Source organism: Ferrovibrio sp., assembly GCF_029255545.1.
Lineage (GTDB): Bacteria > Pseudomonadota > Alphaproteobacteria > Ferrovibrionales > Ferrovibrionaceae > Ferrovibrio.
Genome location: NZ_JANLJJ010000055.1, coordinates 1 through 20972 on the forward strand (window position 1 = coordinate 1; position 20972 = coordinate 20972).

The window sequence follows — 20972 nt, forward strand, 5'->3', positions numbered from 1 at the left end:
AGATGCGCAGGCCGCGCGCCACCAGCAGCGGGATTAGGTCGGCCAGCAGGGTGGTCTTGCCCGACCCGCTCCAGCCGGCTATACCGAGAACCCTCATGACGGCTTCTTCCCCGAAGCCTTCAGCTCGGCCGCCGTGCGTTCAGCCAGGTAATCATCCGTGGTGCGGATCTCAGGTCGCGGCGCGCCGGCATAGGGGTCGATCTTGCTTTCGCTCTGCACGATGATGCGGCAATCGCCGCACATGCGCACGCGTTCGATGGCGCCAGACTGGTACATCCAATGCTTGCCTTCAAGCTGCGCCACAATGCGATCGATGGTCGACTTGGTGCCAAAGGCCTTGCCGCAACGGATACAATGGAAGGGCTCTTCTTCCTTGATCAGCCGGGCCAGGGCTCCGGTTTCGGTGAAATTCACCCGCGGCTCGAGCGCGATCACCTTTTCCGGACAGGTGTTTTTGCACAGTCCGCATTGCACGCAGGCGTCTTCGGTGAAGCTGAGCCGCGGCCGCTCAGGGTCGTCGCTGAGCGCGCCGGTCGGACAAGCCGAAACGCAGGATAGGCAGAGCGTGCAGCCCTCGGCGTCGATCTTCAGGTTGCCGAATGGCGCGCCGGGCGGCAAAGTCAGGATATCGACCGGCTGCGGCGACACCTTGTGCAGATGTCGGAAAGCCAGGCGAGTCAGGTCGCGGCTGCGGCCCATCGGCAGATAGCTGGCGCCCGCCGGCGCTTCGCGCGGCGCCAGCGCGGCCAGCGCGGCGCCGAGTTGATCGGGGTCGTCGGTTTCGATCAGGCCAACGCGACCGGCCTCGAAACCCAGCCCGACCAGAATGGTTTCGGTCAGCGCGAGCTGCTGCGCCAGGCCGCCAAGATCCTCGCGCCGTTTGCCCGGCGCCAGCACGCGCAGGTCGGCAGCGCCATAGGCAAAGGCAGAAGCAAAGACTGCCGTGCTGCATTCGCTGACGGAATACACCGCCAGCGGCAGAACGCGGGCCGGCAGGCCGTCGCCATAACGGGACAGGGCATCGATCAGCGGCGCACCATGTTTGGCATCGTGCAGCAGCAGCACTGCCTGGCGGCCACCGGCTTCGCGATAGGCCAGCAGCAGGGCGCGCACCTGTTCGACCAGGTTTGCCGCTGGCGGCAGGCGGTAATCGGCAGCGCCGGTCGGGCAGACCGCGCCGCAATTGCCACAGCCGCCGCAGATATAGGGGTCGATGGCGACATGGTCGCCGGCCGAGGTGATCGCGCCGGTCGGGCAGACATCGAGGCACCGCGTGCAGCCGGTTTTTTTCGAGCGCGAATGAGTGCAGAGCTCGGCATGGAAATCGACATAAAGCGGCTTTTCAAAACTGCCGGTCAGGTCGCTGGCCTCGAACAGGACGCGCTGCACCGCGGCCGGATCGTTCGGATCGGGCCGGAAATAGCCGTCGCGTTTTTCATGGGCCGGGAACAGCGGCGTGCCGCCACTGAGATCGAGGATGATGTCGCAGCGCGAACTGGCACCGTTGCGGGCCGGACCAAAAACCAGATGCCGGCGCGACGATGGCAGTGGCAGGGCATAATCGTCGATCACCAGCTCAAAAGCACCCAGATGCCCGCGTGCGCCGACGATGCGCCCCTGCACAATTGGAATATCCATCAACGGCTGGCCGGGCACGTCCTTCGGGCGATCCAGCATGATGGTGACATCGAGTCGATCCGCCAGTTGCCGGGCGGCGGCAATCGCGCGCTCGTCGCGGCCATAGACCAGGACGATGCCTTGCGACGACATGGTCACTGCCGGCAGCACCGGAGCAGGCACGGCAGCCGCGGCCAGCAATGCGGCGATTTTCGGGGTCGCCGCCGCGGCCTCGCTCGACCAGCCGGCCGTCTCGCGGATATTGACGTAGGATACGACGGTGGCGCTGCCGCGCTCTTCGCGCTGTTCTTCGAAAAGGGGTTGTTCCTGGGTGCAGGCGACGGTGACCGGTTCACCGGATTTCAGCGCGTCGTGGAAGCGCCAGAGCTCGGCACGGCAAAGCTGGGTCGCCAGGCCATCCTTGTCGGCCACGGCACCACAGGCCCTGGCCAGGGCCGCGCCCTCCAGCGGCATAGTGCCCTCGCAATTGCACACAAGGACGCGTTTGCCGTCCAGCCGCATCACTCTCCCACCCGATGCTTGGTAAACCAACTGTATCGACTATAGTGTTGAGGTATCAGGAAAACCAGCCGGAGGTCAGTTTGTCTCTGCGTCTCATGCCTGTGTTGGGCCTGATTCTGGCGAGCAGTGCGGCACTGGCGCAATCAGTCTCGCCCCTATCGGTCAGCAGCGATGAGATCGAGCCGCCCAGCCTCGAACGCGGCGCCGAACTCTGGGCCAAATGCCGGGCCTGCCACACCCTCGAAGCACAGGGCCGCAACATTGTCGGGCCACGGTTGTATGGCGTGTTTGGCCGCAAGGCCGGCAGCGTAACGGACTATCGCTATTCCGAGGCCATGAAGAAATCCGGCGTGATCTGGACACCGGAAAACATGGATCGATATCTGGCCGCCACTCAGGACTATATTCCTGGAAACAAGATGTATGGTGGACTGGCGATTGCCCAGGACCGCGTCGACCTGATCGCTTGGCTGCAACAGCAGACAAGCCGCTAACCCCTTTAAATTAGACAATAAAATATCTTATAATTAAAAAATAATCAGCGCCCTGGAGGATACCCCCATGAAAGCCTTCATTTCCGGTGTGATCGCCGCCCTCATCGTCGCGGCGGGTGCGGCCGTGATCCTGCAGACTGTGAACAAGCCCGTCGATATGGCCTTCAGCACCGACAGCGCGCGGGTCAGCCCGGAACGCGAATTCGGGCACCGGAACTGAAGCCGCGCCCACTCACAATTTCGGCTGTACCGGCAGGCTGGTCTCCAACGACCACAGTTTGATCACCGTATCGTAGCCGCCGGAAACGGCGTGTTTGCCATCCGGTGTGAATGCCACCGACCAGACCGGCTTTTCGTGGCCGGCGAATTGTTTGAGTTGCCGGCCTTCGCGCAAATCCCACAGACGCATCAGCTTGTCGCCGCCGCCTGAAAGCGCATAACGGCTATCCTGCGATATGGCCAGCGACGTGATGAAGCCGCGATGACCCGGCAGGCTGCCGCTTTCCCGGCGCGCCACCAGATCCCACCGCTTGATCGCACCATCGGTGCTGCCGGTCAGCGCGCTTTTGCCGTCTGGCGCAACGGCCACTGCGTTCACACTGCTGTCATGCCCAGTCAGCACGGCCAGTTCCCTGCCGCTGGCAACATCCCACAGCCTGACGCTGCGGTCGTAGGCCACCGAAACGAGCTGGCTGTCATTCATGGCGAAAGCCACCTGCATCACATTCGCTTCGTGGCCTTCGAAGCTGCGCTCCATGCGACTGGTCGCAACATTCCACAGCTTCACGCTGCGATCCCAGCTGGCGCTGGCCAGCCAGCGACCATCGCGACTCAGCGCAATGCCGGCAACGTTGTTGACATGCCCGCTCAGCCGGCCGGTTTCCATGCCGCTCGCCAGGTTCCAGCGGATGATGCTGTGGTCCCAACTCGCCGAGAACGCGCTTTTGCCGTCTGGCAGGAAAACCACCGCATTGACGCTGGCGGTATGGCCATCGAGAACCTTGAGCTCACTCTGTTTCGCCAGGTCCCACAGCCGCACGGTATAATCCCAGCTGGCCGACAGCAGCCTCTGCCCGTCCGGCGATACCGCAATCCCATTCACCATGGCGCCATGGCCAACCATATCGGCATGCGCCAGGAATGGGCCGCAGGCGAGGACGGCAGCAGTCAGGGTGGTTATTGCGTGGCGACGAATCCCCATATGCAACTTCCTCGCCGGTTGTCCGTTCATCATGGCGGACAGGAATGGCTTTGCAAACCCTGCCGCAAGGCCCTCCGCAGGCCCGAAGGCGCAAAAAATTGGCGGTTAACCCGGGTCAGATCGGTTTCCTCGCGGCCGCAGCTGTCCTATTTAGTTTGATCCTCGGACTGGTAAACCTTCACTCAAGGAGCAGATGTTTATGGGCGCCCCGTTTACAATGAAATCCCTCCCCTATGCCGATGATGCCCTGAGTCCGGTCATCAAGGCGGAAACCATCGGTTTCCATTACGGCAAGCATCATACGGCCTATCTGAACAACCTGAACAACCTGATCGCTAACGACCCGCTGAAGGACAAGAGCCTGGTCGAGATCATCAAGGCGACCCACGGCAAGGCCGACAAGGCCGCGATTTTCAACAACGCCGCCCAGGTCTGGAACCATGATTTCTACTGGGACAGCCTGTCGCCCAAGGGCGGCGGCAAGCCGAGCGGCCGCATCGCCGACATGATCAAGGACAGCTTCGGCGACTACGAGAAGTTCAAGAGCGAATTCGCCAATACCGGCGTCACACAGTTCGGTTCCGGCTGGGCCTGGCTCTGCCTGGAAAACGGCAAGCTGGTGTTCAAGAAGACCGGCAACGCCGAGAATCCGCTGCACATGGACGGCATCAAACCGCTGCTGACCCTCGATGTGTGGGAGCATGCCTATTACCTGGACTGGCAGAACCGCCGGCCAGATCACCTGAACGCCGCCATCGACAAACTGCTGAACTGGGACTTCGCCGAAAAGAATCTCGGCTGATCGGTCAGCGCAGGTCAAACGAAAAAAGGGCGGTGGATATCCACCGCCCTTTTGATTTCTGGGATACCACCACGCTCAGTCGTCGCCGCCAACCCGGGCCTGGTTCTCCTTGACCCACAGGCTATGGTGCTCTTTGGCCCAGTTCATGTCGACCTGGCCGCTGCCCATGGCGTCGAAGGCGCCTTCCATGCCAACCGAGCCGATGTAGATATGGGCCAGGATAATGGCGACCATCACGATACCGGCAATGGCATGCACCAGTTGGGCCATCTGCATGCCGGCGATATCGGTGACGTAGAACGGGAACATCAGCATATAGCCGCTCACCGCCAGCGCGGCCGCGCCCAGAACCACCGCCCAGAAGATGATCTTCTGGCCACCGTTGAACTTGCCGGCGGGCGGGTGCACGCCCTTCTGCAGCAGCCCGCCGCCCTGGCGGAACCACTCCATATCGATGGCGTTGAAGATGTTGTGGCGGATCCACAACACGGCCATCAGCAGCACACCCAGCACGAAGGGGAAGCTGAGGAAGTTATGCGCCAGCTTGCCAAACGAGGTCAGCCCGGTGAACGCCTCCGGCCCGATCGCCGGCAACAGCAGGGTCCGGCCAAAGGACAGGTTTAGACCGCTCAGGCCCAGGATGATGAAACAGATCGCCGTCAGCCAGTGGGCGAACCGTTCAATGCCAGAAAAACGCTCGATGGTACGGCCCGAAGGGCCGGAGTCGATCTTGATGCGGCCACGGATCGCCATGAATGCCGCCAGCGCCACCACCGTAATGACCAGCAGCCAGCCACCGGCCGACTTGACCGGACCTTCCAGCGTCTGGCGCCATTCCCGGCCCTGCGGCTGAATCAGGACGCCTGACTTGGCATCAGGGATCGAGACGCGACCGGCAACCGGCGCGCCCTTGAGTTGCTGCAGCAATGCGGCTTCGTCGGCCGTGGTCTGCTGCGCCGAGGCCGGCGCAACCGCGCCGAAGCCCAGCATGAGGCCAAGGGCGAGCGCGGCGCAGGCCATCCGCATGATCCCAGGCCGCATGGTCAGTGGCGTGCGCTTGAATGCGAAAAGGCGCATCTTGGTATCTCCTTGCTGGTCTGCGATCAGGCCGAAGTGCCGGATTTATAAGCCGTCGCCCAGCCCCAGGCGCCGGAACCGTAACCGCGGCGGGTGACACGCTCCTTGTAGATTTGGGCGATGACGTCGCCATCGCCGGCCAGCAACGCCTTGGTCGAGCACATCTCGGCACAGAGCGGCAGCTTGCCTTCGGCAAGACGGTTGGCGCCATACTTGATGTATTCTTCCTTGGTGTTATCGGCTTCCGGGCCGCCAGCGCAGAAGGTGCATTTGTCCATCTTGCCGCGGCTGCCGAAATTGCCGACCTGCGGATACTGCGGCGCGCCGAACGGACAGGCATAGAAGCAATAGCCGCAGCCGATGCACAGGTCCTTGGAATGCAGGACGACGCCTTCCTCGGTCTTGTAGAAGCAGTCGACCGGACAGACCGCCATGCAGGGCGCGTCTTCGCAATGCATGCAGGCCATCGAGATCGAGCGCTCGCCCTTGGCGCCGTCATTCAGCGTGACGACGCGGCGGCGATTGATGCCCCAAGGCACCTCGTGCTCGTTCTTGCACGCGGTGACGCAGGCGTTGCACTCAACGCAACGCTCGGAGTCGCAGAGGAATTTCATACGAGCCATGGTGATATCTCCCTAACCGCCGCTCAGGCCGCTTCGATGCGGCACAGCGTGGCCTTGTTCTCATGCATATGGGTGACCGGGTCGTAGCCGTAGGTCGTCACGCCATTGGCCGCTTCACCCAGCACGATCGGATCGGTACCCGGCGGATAGTTCTTGCGCTGGTCCACGCCCTGCCAGAAGCCGGAGAAGTGGAACGGCAGGAACACCACGCCCTTGCCGACGCGCGGCGTGACCAGGGCCTTGACCTTGGCCTTGGCATTGGCTTCCGGACCGTAGACCCAGACATTCTGGCCCTCCTTGATGCCAAGGCGGGCCGCGTCGTCGGGGTTGATCTCGACGAACATGTTCTGCTGCAACTCGGCCAGCCACTTGTTCGAGCGGGTTTCCTCGCCGCCGCCCTCGTATTCGACGAGGCGGCCCGAGGTCAGGATCATCGGGAAGTCCTTCGAGACGTCCTTGTCCTGGATGCTCTTGCCCAGATGCGGCAGGCGGTAGTCGCGACGGTCGGCCATAGCCGGATACTTGGCGACCAGATCACGGCGCGCCGTATAGATCGGCTCACGATGCACCGGGATTGGATCTGGCAGGCCGAAGGCGTTGGCGCGGGCCTTGGCATTGCCCATCGCCTGCACGCCATGCGCCATGCAGACGCGGATGATGCCGCAGCTGTAATCGATAGCCCAGCCCACGGCATCCGGGTTGTTGCCACCGATCTTCTCGATCGTGGCACGCTCGGCATCGGTAAGCTCCTTGTCCCAGCCCATTTTCTTGAGCAGGCCATAGGTGAACTCGGGGTGACCGTCCTGGATTTCCGAGCCGACCGGGTAGGATCCCTCGGCCAGCAGCGAAACGCCATTGCGCTCGACACCGAAGCGGGCGCGGAAGGCACCGCCACCGTCCTTCACCGGCAGGTTGGTGTTATAGAGCACATGGGTGCCGGGATGCTTCATTTCCGGCGTGCCCCAGCAGGGCCACGGCAAGCCGTAGAATTCACCCTTCAGCGGGCCTTTGGTGGCACGCAGACTGACCACGTCGAAATCGGCCTGGTGCGCCATATGCTCCTTCAGGCGCTCCGGCGACTGGCCGGAGTAACCGATCGAGACGCTGCCCTTGTTGAGCTCGCGCAGGATGTCCTCGACATTCGGCTCGTCGCCCTCGTCGATCTTGATGTTCTTGAACAGCTCCTGCTCGAAGCCGAGCTTCTTGGCGAACTTGTGCAGGATCCAATGATCTGGCTTGGACTCGAAGATCGGCTTGACGATCTGCTCACCCCACTGCAGCGAGCGGTTCGAGGCCGTGCGTGAACCGCGGGTCTCGAGCTGCGTGCAGGCCGGCAGCAGATAGGTGCCGTTCTTGCGATCCGGCAGGGCTGCGGCGGTGGTCGGATGCGGGTCGACCACGACCATCAGCTCGACCTTCTCCATGCCGGTGCGCATTTCGGGCATGCGCGGCACGGTGTTGCCGCCATGGCCCCAGAAGAACATCGCCTTCACGTTGTCCTTCTGCTCCAGGTCCTTCTTGTCGACCAGCACGGCGTCGAACCAACGGGTCGACGGGATACCCTTGGTCTCCATCATCTTCTTCGACTCGAACCGGCTCTGCACCCAGTTGTAGTCGACATCCCAGACCCGACTCCAATGCTTCCAGGCGCCTTCGACCAGGCCGTAATAGGCCGGCAGGGTCGTGACATCGAGGCCAAGATCGGTGCAGCCCTGCACGTTGCAATGGCCACGGAAGATGTTGGCGCCGCCGCCTTCCACGCCAATGTTGCCGAGCGCGAGCTGCAGGATGGACAATGCGCGCACGTTGGCAGTGCCAACGGTGTGCTGGGTCACGCCCATGCACCAGATCAGGGTGCCGGGCCGGTTCTTGGCCATCAGCTCGGCGACGCGCTTCATCTGCTCGCCGGGCACGCCGGTAACCTTCTCGGTTTCCTCGGGCGTCCACTTCTCGACTTCCTTACGGATGTCGTCCATGCCGTAGACGCGCTGGCGGATATATTCCTTGTCCTCCCAGCCATTCTGGAAGATGTGCCAGAGCAGCCCCCAGATCACGGGAATATCGGTGCCCGGGCGGATGCGCATATATTCGGTGGCATGCGCGGCCGTGCGGGTGAAGCGCGGATCAATCACGATCATCGGCGCCTTGTTCTTCTCCTTGCCGCGCAGCACATGCTGCAGCGACACCGGATGCGCCTCGGCGGGGTTGCCGCCCATGATCACGATGCACTTGGAATTGTGGATATCGTTATACGAATTGGTCATTGCGCCGTAGCCCCAGGTATTGGCTACGCCGGCGACCGTGGTCGAATGGCAGATACGCGCCTGGTGGTCGATGTTGTTGGTGCCCCAGAAGGCGGCAAATTTGCGGAACAGATAGCCGCCCTCGTTGGAGAACTTGGCCGACCCGAGCCAGTAGACGGATTCAGGGCCGGACTTCTCGCGAATCTCGAGCAGCTTGTTGCCGATTTCCTCGACCGCCTGGTCCCAGCTGATGCGGGTCCATTTGCCATCGACGATTTTCATCGGATATTTCAGGCGGCGGTCGCCGTGGGTCAGTTCGCGGATCGAGGCGCCCTTGGCGCAATGGGTGCCAAGGTTGATCGGGCTGTCCCAGGTCGGCTCCTGGCCGACCCAGACGCCGTTCTCGACTTCGGCAGTGACGGTGCAGCCAACCGAGCAGTGGGTGCAGATATTCTTCTTGACGATATTGGCGCCGGCCGAGGGCGCGGCCCTGGCCGGCCTGACCATGGCCGGGCTGAGCGCCGAAACGGCGGCAAGACCACCGGCCGCCAGACCCGAAGCCTTCAGGAAACCACGGCGATCCACGGTCTGCAGCGCGGCGCCGGCGAGGATGCCGGACAGCTTGCCCTTCGAGGGGGCGCCGGCGGTGGAGCTCTTCTTGATCAACATGGGGCGTCTCCGTATTTCGTCTTGCGGCGCGGCAATCAGAGCCGGTTGGTCTCGTAGTAGCGCTTCACGTGGTCGGTTTCCTTGTAGCGCTGCTTCTTGCGGGTCTCGGCATTCTCGGCGGCCTCGGCCTGGCCCGGAGCGCCCGCAGCGGTCGCCACGGCGGCAGCTGCGGCGCCGACACCGGCCGTGCGCAGGAAATTGCGGCGATCCATCTGGTCTTTCTTGTCGGTGGCGGTCATTGCTGGTCCTCCGTAAAAGCCGGCCCGGCCGTCATGCGGCGAGGGCGAATGCCTGGGTTTCGATAGACATGAACAGCCGGCCGATGGTGCCGAGCGGCTGATAGAGCCTAGCGCTAGGCGCCTGCTCCAGATCGGTGAAGAAGCGTTCGCCCCAAGGCGCGATATGCTGGCGGAACAGGCGTTCCTGGGTGGCAAGCTCGGCCGGGCCGCGGCCTTCGCCGCCACTGATCAGCAGCGACATCAGTTCGCACAGCGCGCCCATGTGATCTTCGGGCTCGTAAATGCCATCGGCGCGGGCGAAGCCAAGCTTTTCCATATCGCCGCGCAGTTTCGCCAGCGGCCGTTCATAGAGAAAACCGGTGCGGTAGAACGAGGCATAAGGCACCAGCTCGCCACGCGGCAGACCAACAAATAATGCATCGTATTCGTCCTGCGCCCGCTCCAGCGAGGTGGCGCGGGCCAGTTCGGCCAGCCTGGCCAGGGCCTGTCCCACCGGCGTTTCGTCGCCCTTCAGCTGGCCAAGCGCCGTCAGCAGCGCCGTGTCGGGTCGCCGCGCCAGGCTGCGGCCCAGCAATGCATAGGTCTGGCTCCGCCACTGGTCTTCCTCTGGGATAATCGGCAGGGCATCGGCGGCTTGCGTATCGGGATAAAGATCGGGCCGGAGGTCATGGCGCGTGATCTGGCCGCCACAGGCTTTCTCGATGGCCAGCACATACTCGCCCGGCACACGGCCCGCCTTGTTCAGCCAATGCCAGACATTGGCCTGCTTGACACCAAGCAGCCGGGCCAGTTGCGTCTGGCCGCCGACGATGGCGATGGCTTTCATCAGTGCTTCGGTCACGTTTACCTCTTCCCGTGCGTTAACCTACAAATTCTTTTGTGGGGTAACAATAAAAATCGGCGTAACACACTGATTTTACTCCAGTTTTGTTGCGACTGCGAAATTTTGATAGCGCCTCTCAATCGCATCTCCTGTCGCAGCTTTAAATTGCTTAATCAAATGTGTTAACGGTGAGCCAAGTCCCTGTAACCGCGACATTCCCTTGGCCGCGCACAGCCCCGAAGAGAAATTCTGCGATGCCGCATGACACACCGCTGATCACAATGCTCGCTCTGGCCTTTGTGATCGCGTTTGCCTTCGGCATGATTGCCCAGAAATCCCGCCTCTCCCCTCTGGTCGGCTATCTGCTGGCGGGGATCGTCGTTGGTCCGCATACGCCCGGCTATGTCGCCGATTCGGTGCTGGCTCAGCAGCTGGCTGAAATCGGTGTGATCCTTCTGATGTTCGGCGTCGGGCTGCATTTCACCCCGGCCGATCTCATGCGGGTGCGCTGGATCGCCATTCCCGGCGCATTGGCGCAGATCGCCGTCGCGACCCTGCTGGGTTTTGGCCTCGCCCAGTTTTTCGGCTGGGGCCTGGGCGGCGGGCTGGTATTTGGCCTCGCCCTTTCGGTTGCCAGCACCGTGGTGTTGCTGCGCGCACTGGAAAGCCGCGGCGAGGTCGACAGCGATCTGGGCAGAATCGCGGTCGGCTGGCTGCTAGTGGAAGACATCTTCATGATCGCCGCCCTGCTGCTGCTGCCGCCGCTGGCCGACATCCTGGGCGGACGTGGCGAAGGCAGCGAAAACATCCTTGGCTCGCTGCTGGTCACGGCCATCAAGGTGGCTGCCTTCGCCGCCCTGGCCCTGATCGTCGGCAAACGCGTCATTCCCTGGCTGCTGCAGCATGTCGCCGAAACCGGCTCGCGCGAGTTGTTCACGCTGGCTGTGCTGGCCTCTGCGCTGGGGATCGCATTTGGCGCGGCCCTGCTGTTCGACGTGTCCTTTGCGCTGGGGGCCTTCTTCGCCGGCGTGATCATGAACGAGTCCGATCTCAGCCATGACGCGGCCCAGCGTTCGCTGCCGTTTCAGGATGCCTTCGCGGTGATGTTCTTCGTGTCGGTCGGAATGCTGTTCGATCCGCGCATCGTCTTCGAGGCGCCGCTGGCCCTGTTCGGCGTGCTGCTGATCATCATTGTCGGCAAATCGCTGGCAGCCTTTGCCATCGTCCTCATTTTCCGCCACCCGCTGTCAACGGCCCTGACGGTATCCGTGAGTCTCGCCCAGATTGGCGAATTCTCGTTCATCCTGGCCGGACTGGGTGTTTCACTCGGCCTGCTGCCGGAGGAAGGCCGCGACCTGCTGCTGGCCGGGGCGTTGCTGTCAATCGCGGTCAATCCGCTGCTGTTCCGCGCCCTCGAACCGGCCGAAGCCTGGCTGCGCGCCCGGCCTGACCTGCTGCGCCGCCTGGGCGCCCGGGACGACGCCGAATTCTAGTCCGGCAAAGCGCCGCCATGGCGGCGGCGTGGCGGCATGTAAACCGGCGCTGGCTGCTCGGCCGGCTTTTCATCCATTGTTTGAACAACCGGATCAATCTCGGGCCCCTGTTCCGAGATATCCGCCAAAACCTGCGGCACTGGCTCCGGCTGTTGCGATGCCGCTGCCGGCTGGGTCTCAGGCTCCGCTGGCTTCAAGCTGCCATCGAAGACTGTCCGCACGTATTTGGCAATGTCGTCGCCGGGCAGCAATTCACCATAGCCCGGCGCGGTGAAGTCCCAGTTGTATTCGACCAGCGGCTGGTAGTTCACCACGCTCGGCTCAACCAGCCAGAGCTTGCGCAAGGCCGCGGCGCGCAGGGCCGGCGGCACGCCCTTTTTGAGAAACAGGCCGAAGTCGCTGCTCGCGGTCAGGCTTTCTATCGGCGGCAGGGTGGCTGGGTCGATTTCAACATTATCTTCCCCGACCGGTGATTCGTCTGGTGCTTCGACCGGCTTTTCTTCGCGGGCTTCGGCCTTGCGACGCGACCAGCGGGCCAGGAAACCGCCCTGCCCGTCGTCTTCCGGCCTGTCACTGTCACGCGTCATGCGATGCCCCTATTCATCCTCGGGCACCTGGCGCAGCGGATCGGATTCATACAACCGCGTGCGCCGCGCCAGCGCTTCAGGATCGGCCCGGTCGCGCTTGCGCCTGTAATGCTCCTTCGTGGGGGGATGGCGCTGCACGTAATCGGTCACCCAGGCCAGGATTGCCTCGGGCATCGGCACGAAATCGACGATGTCATCGCCGGTATCGTTATGCGCATGTGCCTCGCCAGGATCGACCGATGCACCATAAAGCTCGATGCCGGGCTCGGATGCGCTGTTGCGCAGGAAAACCCACACCGACGGCTGCGCGCTTTCGATATTGTAGGCGTATGTCTCGCTTTCGTGGCGATACAGCACCAGCTCCGCAGCACCGGCATAGAATTGCGTCCAGCCCTCGCCTTCGGCCAGCCTGGTCCAGGGCGGCGAGTCCGGCACGCCGGGCAGCACCTGTACGGGGTGCCAGCTGTAATCCACCCAGGGATTGTCCAGCTTGCGGCGCTCCAGGATCACGCCGACCATGCGTGTTTCGGTTTCCGGTGGCCTGATCTCGCTCATGCTTCAGCTTCCCGAATTGAGCGGCAAGTTTATCACAAGATTCTGCGGTTTCATCCGCACGCGGCCTTGCGCATCCATCGCCAAGCCCAGATAGACCGGCCGCCCGGCGATGCGCGGCAACATCAGCGACGGATCGCGGAATTCCAGGCGGAACAGCGCCAGGATATGCCGCAGACGCTCCTCCTCCACGCTCTGGCCCTCGTACAGCGTATTCATGATGCCGCTGGCCGTGGCATCCAGGCCGATATGCCAGACCCAGCGTTCGTCGCGGATGGTCTGCACCGGCTGCACCTGCACGGCGGCGCCAGTCAGGCGCTCGACCCAGAGCTCGACCACACGGGCGAAGGCATCCTGCCCCGGCCGGGTGAAACCGAAATCCAGCACGAAGTCATGCCGGTCGCTGCGGCCCCAGTATTGCGCGGCATTCTCCTTGGTCAGGATATCCATGTCGACGCTGCGCAAGGCCGTGCCGGCCTGCGCCACCAGCGCGCCAAGCGAGCCAAAGCCGCCGCCGGCCGCCAGCATCTCGACCGTTTCCTCGTCAGCCAGCAGGATGCGCCCCTCCTGGGTCGTCGCCTTCTGCACGCGGAAAAACAGTTCAGCGGCGCGCAAGCGGAAGGCGTCAGGGCTGCCATCCAGCAGGTCGCGCAGGATCGCGGCCACGAGGTGATCGATGAACAGGGCCGGCACCGCCGGTGCGCCCGCCCGGAACAGGCTGATATAAGCGGCTTCGATGCTGCCGCTGGCGGCCAGGTGGTCGCGGAAGCGCAGGAAGATTTTGTAATTCTCACGCGCATCGGCATCGGCCAGCGCGTCGATTTCGCCGCCGGGCACCGCCCAAAACGGATCCTCCAGCAACCTTGCATGCAGGCGGCGTTCGGCCAGGCAGGCTTCCTCCGGCGGCAGCATTTCCGGTCGGCTTAAATAAGCGCGGATGAAGTCTATGCTCGCGACCAGATGGCCATCATCCGCGCGGTCCAACAGGTCATAGCCGCTGCTGATCCAGAAGGCGGCCTGCGGTTCAGTCATCGGGACTGATCTCCCAGATCTTGGTATGCAGCTTCTCTCCGGGCGGCGGCACGACGCGGAACTGCTCGCGGATCGCCTCGCCCTCGATGAAACGGCTTAAGGAAAGCAGGGTGTTGATCGGATGCTCGCACAACGCGGCAGCATAATCGACCTCCTCGCGCGCGGCTGCCGTCGCGCTGGCCATATCGGGGGCGCCATAATGCCCGGCCAGATGCTGCGCCAGGGCTGCCACGGCTGCCTCATACTCATCCGCTTCGGCGGTTGCGACCGTCACCAGCGTGGACCAGCCGAAACTGCCCAGCCCGAGGAAGCCATTGGCGAAGGCCTGACGCTGCTGCCGGCTCAAAGATTCCGGGTTGGCATCGGCGAAGGCAAAAGTACCCGGCACCGCCCATTCGCCGGGTGTGGCGGCCTGCGGGAAAACCCGCGTATCAGACTCATCGAAACGGATACAGCGCAGCAGCTTCATGATACCTGCCCCACCGGCTCGGGCAGTACCCAGCTGCGATGCCGCAGGGCATCGCGCAGGCCACGCCAGGCTTTCACCGTGCCATCCTCGAACCAGGCATCGCCGTTCGGCTCGATCCTGAGGCCCTTGTCCTGCAGATCGTGCAGCACGGCGCGGCGCACCGGTTCAAAGCCGTCTTCCTGCCAGCGATCGAGCCAGTGCAGCAGATGCCGCGCGAAAGCCTCGATCAGCTGCGGCACGGTCACCTCGCCACAGCCTTCTTCATAGAGATTGGTGTATTCCAGTTCGACGCCAGGCGTGTCGTCGTCGCGGTCGCCGCTCATCTGCACGGTGATGCCAAGCACCAGCCAGTCAGGCACATCGGCCATGCCGTCTTTCTCGACCAGTGGACCATGGACAACCTGCACGCCGCCGACACAGGCCTCATTCACCAGCAGGCGGTCGGGCCAGCCGATGCTGGCCGGCGTTTCGGCGGGCGCCAGCGCCGCCAGCCCGTCATGCAGACCAAGCAGGCCGACATAGGCCAGCGTCAGCGCCGGCTGGATCGGGTCGAGCGGCCGCAGCACCAGGGCGGCCTCGCAGCGATCCGGCCGGTCGACCATGAGCATCAGGCCATCCTCGGCGCCATCGCGCGCTGCCTGGCAAGCGGTTTCGAAAGCATCGGCGACGCAGAGTCGCAGCGTGTAGCCCGGCGGCATGGCCGGCCAGTCAGCGGGATTCATGCCGCGTCTCCCAGTTGCGCCAGCAGGCGTTCGGCCGCCGCGATATCCTCCGGCGTGTTGGCATTGAAAAACGGATCGACCGGATCGGCGGCGAAATGCACCTGCGCCAGTTTGTGCCGCGCGGTCCAGCGATCCACCTTGCGGATATCCTCGTCCACCATCGCATGGCGCAGGTCGTCATGCAGGCGCAATGGCCACAGACCGACCACGGGATAAGCCTGGCCGGCCGAAACCGCGCAGGCCAGGTCGGCGCCGGCCTCGGTGCGCGCCGCTACCATACGCGCCACCAGATCGCGCGGTAAAAACGGCCCATCCCCCGGCACGGTAACGATATCGGTGACATCCGGACGGTTCTGCTTCACCCAGGCCATGCCAGCCAGCACGCCGGCCAGCGGCCCGGCATAATCGGGGATGGCATCGCCCGCCACCGGCAGGCCCCAGGCCGCGAACCGCGCCGGATTGCCATTGGCATTGAGGATGATGCCATCCACCTGCGGCCGCAGGCGGTCGAGGATGCGATCCAGGATCGGCCGGCCGCCCAGCATCTGAAGGCTCTTGTCGCCGCCACCCATGCGGCGGGCCAGGCCACCCGCCAGCACCACGCCGAGGATTGTCGTCATTACGCCGCCTCGTCGCCGCGGCTGCCCTTGCGCTGCAGCGTGGCGTCCTCCTCGCCGACAATGGCCGGATCGGCATCGAAGCGCAGGCGCTCGGCGCCGGAAAGCGCCACGAAGCGCTTGCCCTTGGCGCGGCCGATCAGGGTCATGCCGATCTGGCGGGCGAGCTGCACGCCCCAGGCGGTGAAGCCCGAGCGGCTGATCAGGATCGGAATGCCCATCTGCGCCGTCTTGATCACCATTTCCGAGGTGAGTCGCCCGGTGGTGTACATGCTCTTGCCCTGCGGCGAGATGCCGTTCACCCGCATATAGCCGGCGATCTTGTCAATGGCGTTGTGGCGGCCGACATCCTCCATGTAGATCAGCGGCCGGTCATCCTCGCACAGCACGCAGCCATGGATGGCCCCGGCCTCCAGATACAAGGATGGCGCCAGATTGATCTTCTTCGACAGCGCATAAATCCACGAGGTGTGCAGCATGGCCGTAGGGTCGAGCCGCACATTTTCCACCGCATCCATCATGTTGCCGAACACCGTACCCTGGGCGCAGCCCGAGGTCTGGGTCTTTTTCTTCAGCCGCTCTTCATAGTCGGTCTGGCGTGCGGTGCGCACCACGATGGTCTCGATCTCGGGGTCGAAATCGATGCCGGTCACCTCGTCGTCGGGCAGCAACATGCGCTGGTTGACCAGATAGCCCAGGGCCAGATAGTCGGGATAGTCGCCGATCGTCATCATGGTGACGATTTCCTGCCCGTTCAGGAACAGGGTGAGCGGGCGCTCGACCGGCACCTTGGTCTCGACGGGTTTGCCATCATGGTCGATGCCCTGCACCGTTTCGGTGAGGGCGGGATCGAGCGGGTCCGGGCGGACGAGGAATTCGGGCGTGCTGGTCATGGCTCCTATATAGGGCAGGTCTCAGCCGGTGGCGATGTATTGCCGCAGGGCTTCGGCTTCCATTTCAGTCTCGGCGATCCGGCGCTTGACTACGTCGCCGATGGAAATCATGCCGGTCAGGCGGCCGTTATCCACAACCGGCAGGTGGCGAATCCGCCGCTTGGTCATCAGATGCATGATATCGCCCAAAGTGTCATGGCTGGAACAGACCATCACGTTCCGGGTCATGATGCTGTCGGCGCCTTGCTTCAGCAGGTCGGTGCCGATCATCGCCAGGCCGCGCACGATGTCGCGTTCCGACAGGATGCCGGCAATGCTGCCATCGGGCCGCAGCACCAGCACCGCGCCGATGCCCTTGTCTGCCAGCAGCTGGCAGACGCTTTCGATGCTGTCGTCCGGTCTGGCGCTGATCACGCCACCCGTCTTGCCTTTCAGAATCGCCGCAACGGTCATGGTCGTTTCCTCCATTTTCGCTGGATAACCTGCTCGCTACGCAACCTCCTGCCGGACCTGTCGGTTCCCTGGCCGCGCGGGGGCGCCGGCGGGTCCGTTACAACGCAATATGCCGGGGGAAACCTGTCCGCGCCGCAGCGCGGCACTGGCGGCGCTGTCGAAATCGCTGCGGGCGGCGAGGCGGTGTTGGCCGGTACCCATGCGCTCTCCCCGATACCGATGCCGGGCTGGCGCGATCCAGGCTCTGGCAGGCACCGTGCCGCCAGTCTCAGCCAAGCCCGCGGCAATGACAAGACCAACCTTGCACAGCCGGATAACTGCTTGACCGGCCAATGGCTTTCCGGCTCCCGCGGAAGTCGGCCGGAGCCTTGCGGGCGGCTGCCGGTTCGGTTAAGGTCCGCGCCGCTTTCGACCCCCGGCCAGGATAGTCTTCCGCGCCGGCCCTCTGCGGAGAGGTGCCAGAGTGGTCGATCGGGGCGGTCTCGAAAACCGTTGTGCGTGCAAGCGTACCGTGGGTTCGAATCCCACCCTCTCCGCCATTCACCAAAAACAGCCGCCGGCACCCGCCGGCGGCTGTTTTTGCTGCAGCGCCGCCCGCCCGGAACGGCCACGCGACAAAGCCGGCTTACTTTCCCTGCACATTCCGCGATACTATCCTTCCGGATGAATACCCGTCACTGGGGTGCCTAAACATGCCGCCGCTGCAGAGTCGCCTTTCATGTTTGCATGCAGCCTTTCGGTTCCCTCAGCCATCGCCGATCCATCCAGGCCATAATTGGCGCAGGCCATGAAGCCCGACAAAAAAACTGCCCTGGCCTGGATTCTGCTAGGCATCGGCCTGCTGCTGACCGCGTTGGCGGGACTGCAGGTCCGGCGCGCCATCGTCAACGAGGCCACCGACCGAATCATCCTCACCAGCGATCAGATCACGCTGCAGATCCGCGAGCGCCTCGATGCCTACGCGCTGATCCTGCGCGGCGCCGCCGGCCTGATATCGGGACGTCTCCAGGTCGACCGGAGGGAATGGCGCCTCTATGTCGAAAGGCTGCGCAGCGGCGATGGGGTGCCGGGAGTGCAGGGCGTCGGCTTTGCCAGATACATCCCGGCAACGGAACTGGACGCCCATGTCACCGGAATCCGCAGCGAGGGCTTTCCGCAATACCAGGTATGGCCGGCGGGCGATCGCGACTACTACTCGTCGATCATCTTTCTTGAGCCTTTCAGCGACCGCAACCTGCGGGCCTTCGGCTACGACATGCTCTCCGAGCCGGTCCGGCGCGAGGCGATGGAGCGGGCGCGGGATGCCGACAACGCCACCCTGTCGGGCAAGGTGACGCTGGTCCAGGAAACCGGCACGGAAAACCAGGCCGGCACGCTGATGTATGTTCCGGCCTACAGAAGCGGCATGCCAACCACGACCGTGGCGGAGCGGCGGGCAGCGCTGATGGGCTGGGCCTACAGCCCCTACCGCATGACGGACCTGATGACGGCGATCCTCCGGGACTGGCGGGCCGAAGGCAAAACCGGGTTCGACCTTCACGTCTACGACGGCGCCACCATCGGGCCGGAGACCCTGCTGTTCGACAGCAGCGGCGGCAGGAATTTCGAGCTGTCGCCGCTGGCGCAGTCGCGGGTCATCAATTTCAACGGCCGCCAGTGGCAGCTGCTGTTCAATCCGCATCCGGTGGCCTACGGCATCCGCTTTGCGCCGGTCTTTCTGACCATCGGCGCGGGCATGCTGATCAGCGTCCTGCTGTACCTTCTGATCCTGGCGCTGATCAGGCGGCGGGAACAGGCGGCGGCGCTGGCCGAGAAGCTCGTCCTCGATATCCGGCAGCGTGAACAGACGCTGGAGGAAACCGAGAACCGCTGGCGGGCCGCGCTGGAAGGCTCCGGCCTGGGCGTCTGGGACTGGAATGTCCCGACGGGCACCGTGTTCTTTTCCAGGCTGTGGAAAGAAATGCTTGGCTTCAAGGAAAACGAGATCGGCAACCAGCTTCAGGAATGGGAAAGCCGCGTCCATCCCGACGACAAGGCGGGCGCCCTTGAAAAGGTCAGCGACTGTCTTGAAGGCAGAACCAAGACTTACGCAAGCGAACACCGCCTCCGCTGCAAAGATGGCCGCTACAAGTGGATTCTCGACCGCGGCACGGTGTTCGAGCGCAGCGCCGACGGAAAGCCGCTGCGCGTCGTCGGCACGCATAGCGATATTTCCGCCCGCAAGGAAAACGAGTTTCGCCTGCAGGCAATGATCACGGAAACGCAGCGGCTGCGCGATGCGCTCGACAACGTGGCCGCCTGCATTTACCTGAAAAATGCCGAAGGCCGGTATGTCTTTGCGAATAAGCCCGCCCTTGAGCTCTTCGGCTGTTCCGCCGAAGAGCTCGGCCGGCGCTTCGACAGCCGGTATTTTCCGCCTGATGGCATCGGGCCGCGACGGGACTCCATGCAAAGAGTGCTGCGCGGGGAACGCATCACCGAGGAAATTACGGTTGACGATCCTCGGCGCGGACGACGGATATATCTGGAAAACAGGACCCCGGTTTATGCCGATGCCCAACGTCAGACGATCTGGGGGATCTGCGGCATCTTCACCGACATCACCGAGAGCCGGGAACTGCAAGAAGAGCTGCAGGAAAGCCGGTTCGAGCTCGTGCAGGCCCAGCGCATCGCCAAGGTGGGCAACTGGCATTTCGACCTTGCGACAGACCGGGCGATCTGGTCGGAGGAACTCTACCGGATGTTCGGGCTGGACCCGGCGACTCCGGCGCCGGGATTCAACGAGCAGTCCCGCATCTTCAGCCCTGACAGCTGGAAACGCGTATCTGCCGGGGTCGCCAAGACCGCGGCGACTGGCGAGCCCTACGAACTTGAGCTGGAGACTGTCCGCCAGGATAACAGCCATGGCTGGATGCTGGTGCGCGGCGAGGCGGTGCGCGATGCCGCCGGAACGATCGTCGGACTGCGCGGCGTGGCCCTCGACATCACCGACCGGAAGCAGGCCGAGATTCAGGGCCAGCGCCTCAACCGGCTTTACGCCGCTCTGCGGGAATGCAGCCGCGCCATCCAGGACTGCCGGACGCAGCAGGAGTTGTTCGACCGGATCTGCGAGATTGTCGTTGAATTCGGCGGCGTCAGGCTGAGTTGGATCGGCCTGGTCAATGAAGACAGCGGCACCGTCACCCCCGTGAGCACCTACGGCTTCGGCCGGGAATACCTGGATAACATCAGGATTACCGTCCATGCCGACGATCCATATGGTCGCGGCCCGACGGGCACGGCCATCCGCGAAAACCATCCGGTCTGGTTTGACAATTTCCAGCAGGATTCCCGCATCGAGCCATGGCGGCAGCGCGTGGCGGAATATGGCTGGCAGGCCGCTGCCGCGCTGCCGATCTGCCGACGGGGCAAGCCGGTCGGCGCACTCACATTCTATGCCGACGAGGCCGGTTTGCCCGCCGACGAGATGCGTGAGCTTCTGAACAGGCTGGCGGCGCAGATCAGCGTGGCGCTCGACCGGCTCGACCTGGAAGCGCAGGCACAGCTTGCCCTCGCCGCGCTGCCGGCAGCCGAACAGAGCTTCCGCTTCCTGTTCGACACCTGCAGCGACGGCATGATCCTGGCCGAGCCGGGCGGCACTATCCTGGCGGCCAATGCCGCCGCCTGCCGGCTGCTCGGCCACAGCGAGGAGGAGATGCGCCGCCTCGGCCTGGCCGGGCTGGCGCAGACCGCACAGGCCGGCACCGCCCTGCAGACCGCGATCACGTCGCCATCATTCCGTGACCAACAGGGTAATGCGTGGATCGTGAAGGTGATCCCGGCCCAGCCGGGGACCGGTTAAGGC

At 63.8% G+C, this 20972-nt stretch carries 20 protein-coding genes, 1 tRNA gene and 2 pseudogenes; 6 read left to right on the forward strand and 17 right to left on the reverse strand.

The window, feature by feature from the left end:
• The coding region (locus tag Q1J79_RS11155; protein WP_300300304.1) for a molybdopterin-guanine dinucleotide biosynthesis protein MobB at positions 1–97 on the reverse strand (97 nt) is incomplete at its 3' end.
• Positions 94–2139 carry a 4Fe-4S dicluster domain-containing protein gene (locus Q1J79_RS11160; RefSeq protein ID WP_300300307.1) on the reverse strand — a complete coding sequence of 682 codons (2046 nt, stop codon included), beginning with the start codon at positions 2137–2139 and terminating at the stop codon, positions 94–96. The genes Q1J79_RS11155 and Q1J79_RS11160, both read right to left, overlap by 4 nt.
• Positions 2140–2243: 104 nt before the next feature.
• Between Q1J79_RS11160 and Q1J79_RS11165 the strand changes: the two genes are divergently transcribed.
• Positions 2244–2633 (forward strand): cytochrome c family protein, encoded by a 390-nt coding sequence (locus tag Q1J79_RS11165; protein ID WP_300300216.1) that lies wholly within the window; start codon positions 2244–2246, stop codon positions 2631–2633.
• Positions 2634–2700: 67 nt separating this feature from the next.
• A complete protein-coding gene (locus Q1J79_RS11170) occupies positions 2701–2853 on the forward strand; it encodes a hypothetical protein (RefSeq protein ID WP_300300218.1) in 153 nt (50 codons plus the stop codon).
• Between the two features lie 12 nt (positions 2854–2865).
• Here the strand turns inward: Q1J79_RS11170 and Q1J79_RS11175 are convergent, their stop codons facing one another.
• The gene (locus Q1J79_RS11175; RefSeq protein WP_300300220.1) at positions 2866–3834 is read right to left on the reverse strand and encodes a WD40 repeat domain-containing protein; all 969 of its coding nucleotides are present in this window, start codon (positions 3832–3834) and stop codon (positions 2866–2868) included.
• A gap of 199 nt (positions 3835–4033) precedes the next feature.
• Between Q1J79_RS11175 and Q1J79_RS11180 the strand changes: the two genes are divergently transcribed.
• Positions 4034–4636, forward strand: coding sequence for a superoxide dismutase (locus tag Q1J79_RS11180; protein ID WP_300300223.1), 603 nt, complete (start codon positions 4034–4036; stop codon positions 4634–4636).
• Positions 4637–4711: 75 nt separating this feature from the next.
• Here the strand turns inward: Q1J79_RS11180 and Q1J79_RS11185 are convergent, their stop codons facing one another.
• From Q1J79_RS11185 to Q1J79_RS21110, 6 genes and pseudogenes are all read right to left on the reverse strand, one after another.
• Positions 4712–5713, reverse strand: a complete 1002-nt coding sequence (locus Q1J79_RS11185; RefSeq protein WP_300300224.1) for a formate dehydrogenase subunit gamma — start codon at positions 5711–5713, stop codon at positions 4712–4714.
• A gap of 26 nt (positions 5714–5739) precedes the next feature.
• Positions 5740–6336 (reverse strand): formate dehydrogenase FDH3 subunit beta, encoded by a 597-nt coding sequence (gene fdh3B / locus Q1J79_RS11190; RefSeq protein ID WP_300300225.1) that lies wholly within the window; start codon positions 6334–6336, stop codon positions 5740–5742.
• A 23-nt stretch (positions 6337–6359) separates the two neighbouring features.
• Complete coding sequence (locus Q1J79_RS11195) at positions 6360–9248, reverse strand: molybdopterin-dependent oxidoreductase (protein WP_300300227.1); 2889 nt, start codon at positions 9246–9248, stop codon at positions 6360–6362.
• Positions 9249–9283: 35 nt separating this feature from the next.
• Complete coding sequence (locus Q1J79_RS11200) at positions 9284–9487, reverse strand: twin-arginine translocation signal domain-containing protein (protein WP_300300229.1); 204 nt, start codon at positions 9485–9487, stop codon at positions 9284–9286.
• A gap of 31 nt (positions 9488–9518) precedes the next feature.
• Entirely contained in the window at positions 9519–9980 is a 462-nt protein-coding gene (locus Q1J79_RS21105; protein ID WP_367182982.1) for a molecular chaperone, read from the reverse strand.
• Positions 9981–10127: 147 nt separating this feature from the next.
• Positions 10128–10313, reverse strand: a pseudogene (locus tag Q1J79_RS21110) (transcriptional regulator); the annotation flags it as partial.
• A 251-nt stretch (positions 10314–10564) separates the two neighbouring features.
• Between Q1J79_RS21110 and Q1J79_RS11210 the strand changes: the two are divergent.
• Positions 10565–11755, forward strand: a pseudogene (locus Q1J79_RS11210) (cation:proton antiporter); the annotation flags it as partial.
• A gap of 44 nt (positions 11756–11799) precedes the next feature.
• Here Q1J79_RS11210 and Q1J79_RS11215 read toward each other — a convergent pair.
• From Q1J79_RS11215 to Q1J79_RS11250, 8 genes are read right to left on the reverse strand one after another with little or no spacing between them, the layout of a single operon-like run.
• The gene (locus Q1J79_RS11215; protein WP_300300233.1) at positions 11800–12390 is read right to left on the reverse strand and encodes a DUF3306 domain-containing protein; all 591 of its coding nucleotides are present in this window, start codon (positions 12388–12390) and stop codon (positions 11800–11802) included.
• A 9-nt stretch (positions 12391–12399) separates the two neighbouring features.
• Positions 12400–12945, reverse strand: coding sequence for a DUF3305 domain-containing protein (locus tag Q1J79_RS11220; RefSeq protein ID WP_300300236.1), 546 nt, complete (start codon positions 12943–12945; stop codon positions 12400–12402).
• 3 nt (positions 12946–12948) lie between these two features.
• Positions 12949–13974, reverse strand: coding sequence for a DUF6352 family protein (locus tag Q1J79_RS11225; RefSeq protein ID WP_300300239.1), 1026 nt, complete (start codon positions 13972–13974; stop codon positions 12949–12951).
• Complete coding sequence (locus tag Q1J79_RS11230; RefSeq protein ID WP_300300241.1) at positions 13967–14443, reverse strand: DUF6505 family protein; 477 nt, start codon at positions 14441–14443, stop codon at positions 13967–13969. The genes Q1J79_RS11225 and Q1J79_RS11230 overlap by 8 nt, the downstream gene beginning before the upstream one ends.
• Positions 14440–15165 (reverse strand): biotin/lipoate--protein ligase family protein, encoded by a 726-nt coding sequence (locus tag Q1J79_RS11235; protein WP_300300243.1) that lies wholly within the window; start codon positions 15163–15165, stop codon positions 14440–14442. The genes Q1J79_RS11230 and Q1J79_RS11235 overlap by 4 nt, the downstream gene beginning before the upstream one ends.
• A complete protein-coding gene (gene mobA, locus Q1J79_RS11240; protein WP_300300245.1) occupies positions 15162–15785 on the reverse strand; it encodes a molybdenum cofactor guanylyltransferase MobA in 624 nt (207 codons plus the stop codon). Before mobA ends, Q1J79_RS11235 begins: the two co-directional genes overlap by 4 nt.
• Positions 15785–16675 carry a formate dehydrogenase accessory sulfurtransferase FdhD gene (locus Q1J79_RS11245; RefSeq protein ID WP_300300247.1) on the reverse strand — a complete coding sequence of 297 codons (891 nt, stop codon included), beginning with the start codon at positions 16673–16675 and terminating at the stop codon, positions 15785–15787. The genes mobA and Q1J79_RS11245 overlap by 1 nt, the downstream gene beginning before the upstream one ends.
• A gap of 21 nt (positions 16676–16696) precedes the next feature.
• A complete protein-coding gene (locus Q1J79_RS11250) occupies positions 16697–17128 on the reverse strand; it encodes a CBS domain-containing protein (protein WP_300300249.1) in 432 nt (143 codons plus the stop codon).
• 449 nt (positions 17129–17577) lie between these two features.
• On the opposite strand from Q1J79_RS11250, the gene Q1J79_RS11255 reads away from it, so the two are divergent.
• Positions 17578–17667, forward strand: a tRNA-Ser gene (locus Q1J79_RS11255).
• A 248-nt stretch (positions 17668–17915) separates the two neighbouring features.
• Positions 17916–20969, forward strand: a complete 3054-nt coding sequence (locus Q1J79_RS11260; RefSeq protein WP_300300250.1) for a CHASE domain-containing protein — start codon at positions 17916–17918, stop codon at positions 20967–20969.
• Positions 20970–20972 lie beyond the last annotated feature (3 nt).

Bases quoted from the DNA above. Each gene is read 5' to 3' on its own strand.
- Q1J79_RS11160 (WP_300300307.1), bottom strand. From the start codon at position 2,139: ATGCGGCTGGACGGCAAACGCGTCCTTGTGTGCAATTGCGAGGGCACT.
- Q1J79_RS11170 (WP_300300218.1), top strand. From the start codon at position 2,701: ATGAAAGCCTTCATTTCCGGTGTGATCGCCGCCCTCATCGTCGCGGCG.
- Q1J79_RS11175 (WP_300300220.1), bottom strand. From the start codon at position 3,834: ATGGGGATTCGTCGCCACGCAATAACCACCCTGACTGCTGCCGTCCTC.
- Q1J79_RS11180 (WP_300300223.1), top strand. From the start codon at position 4,034: ATGGGCGCCCCGTTTACAATGAAATCCCTCCCCTATGCCGATGATGCC.
- Q1J79_RS11185 (WP_300300224.1), bottom strand. From the start codon at position 5,713: ATGCGCCTTTTCGCATTCAAGCGCACGCCACTGACCATGCGGCCTGGG.
- fdh3B (WP_300300225.1), bottom strand. From the start codon at position 6,336: ATGGCTCGTATGAAATTCCTCTGCGACTCCGAGCGTTGCGTTGAGTGC.
- Q1J79_RS11195 (WP_300300227.1), bottom strand. From the start codon at position 9,248: ATGTTGATCAAGAAGAGCTCCACCGCCGGCGCCCCCTCGAAGGGCAAG.
- Q1J79_RS11200 (WP_300300229.1), bottom strand. From the start codon at position 9,487: ATGACCGCCACCGACAAGAAAGACCAGATGGATCGCCGCAATTTCCTG.
- Q1J79_RS11215 (WP_300300233.1), bottom strand. From the start codon at position 12,390: ATGACGCGTGACAGTGACAGGCCGGAAGACGACGGGCAGGGCGGTTTC.
- Q1J79_RS11220 (WP_300300236.1), bottom strand. From the start codon at position 12,945: ATGAGCGAGATCAGGCCACCGGAAACCGAAACACGCATGGTCGGCGTG.
- Q1J79_RS11225 (WP_300300239.1), bottom strand. From the start codon at position 13,974: ATGACTGAACCGCAGGCCGCCTTCTGGATCAGCAGCGGCTATGACCTG.
- Q1J79_RS11230 (WP_300300241.1), bottom strand. From the start codon at position 14,443: ATGAAGCTGCTGCGCTGTATCCGTTTCGATGAGTCTGATACGCGGGTT.
- Q1J79_RS11235 (WP_300300243.1), bottom strand. From the start codon at position 15,165: ATGAATCCCGCTGACTGGCCGGCCATGCCGCCGGGCTACACGCTGCGA.
- mobA (WP_300300245.1), bottom strand. From the start codon at position 15,785: ATGACGACAATCCTCGGCGTGGTGCTGGCGGGTGGCCTGGCCCGCCGC.
- Q1J79_RS11245 (WP_300300247.1), bottom strand. From the start codon at position 16,675: ATGACCAGCACGCCCGAATTCCTCGTCCGCCCGGACCCGCTCGATCCC.
- Q1J79_RS11250 (WP_300300249.1), bottom strand. From the start codon at position 17,128: ATGACCGTTGCGGCGATTCTGAAAGGCAAGACGGGTGGCGTGATCAGC.
- Q1J79_RS11260 (WP_300300250.1), top strand. From the start codon at position 17,916: ATGAAGCCCGACAAAAAAACTGCCCTGGCCTGGATTCTGCTAGGCATC.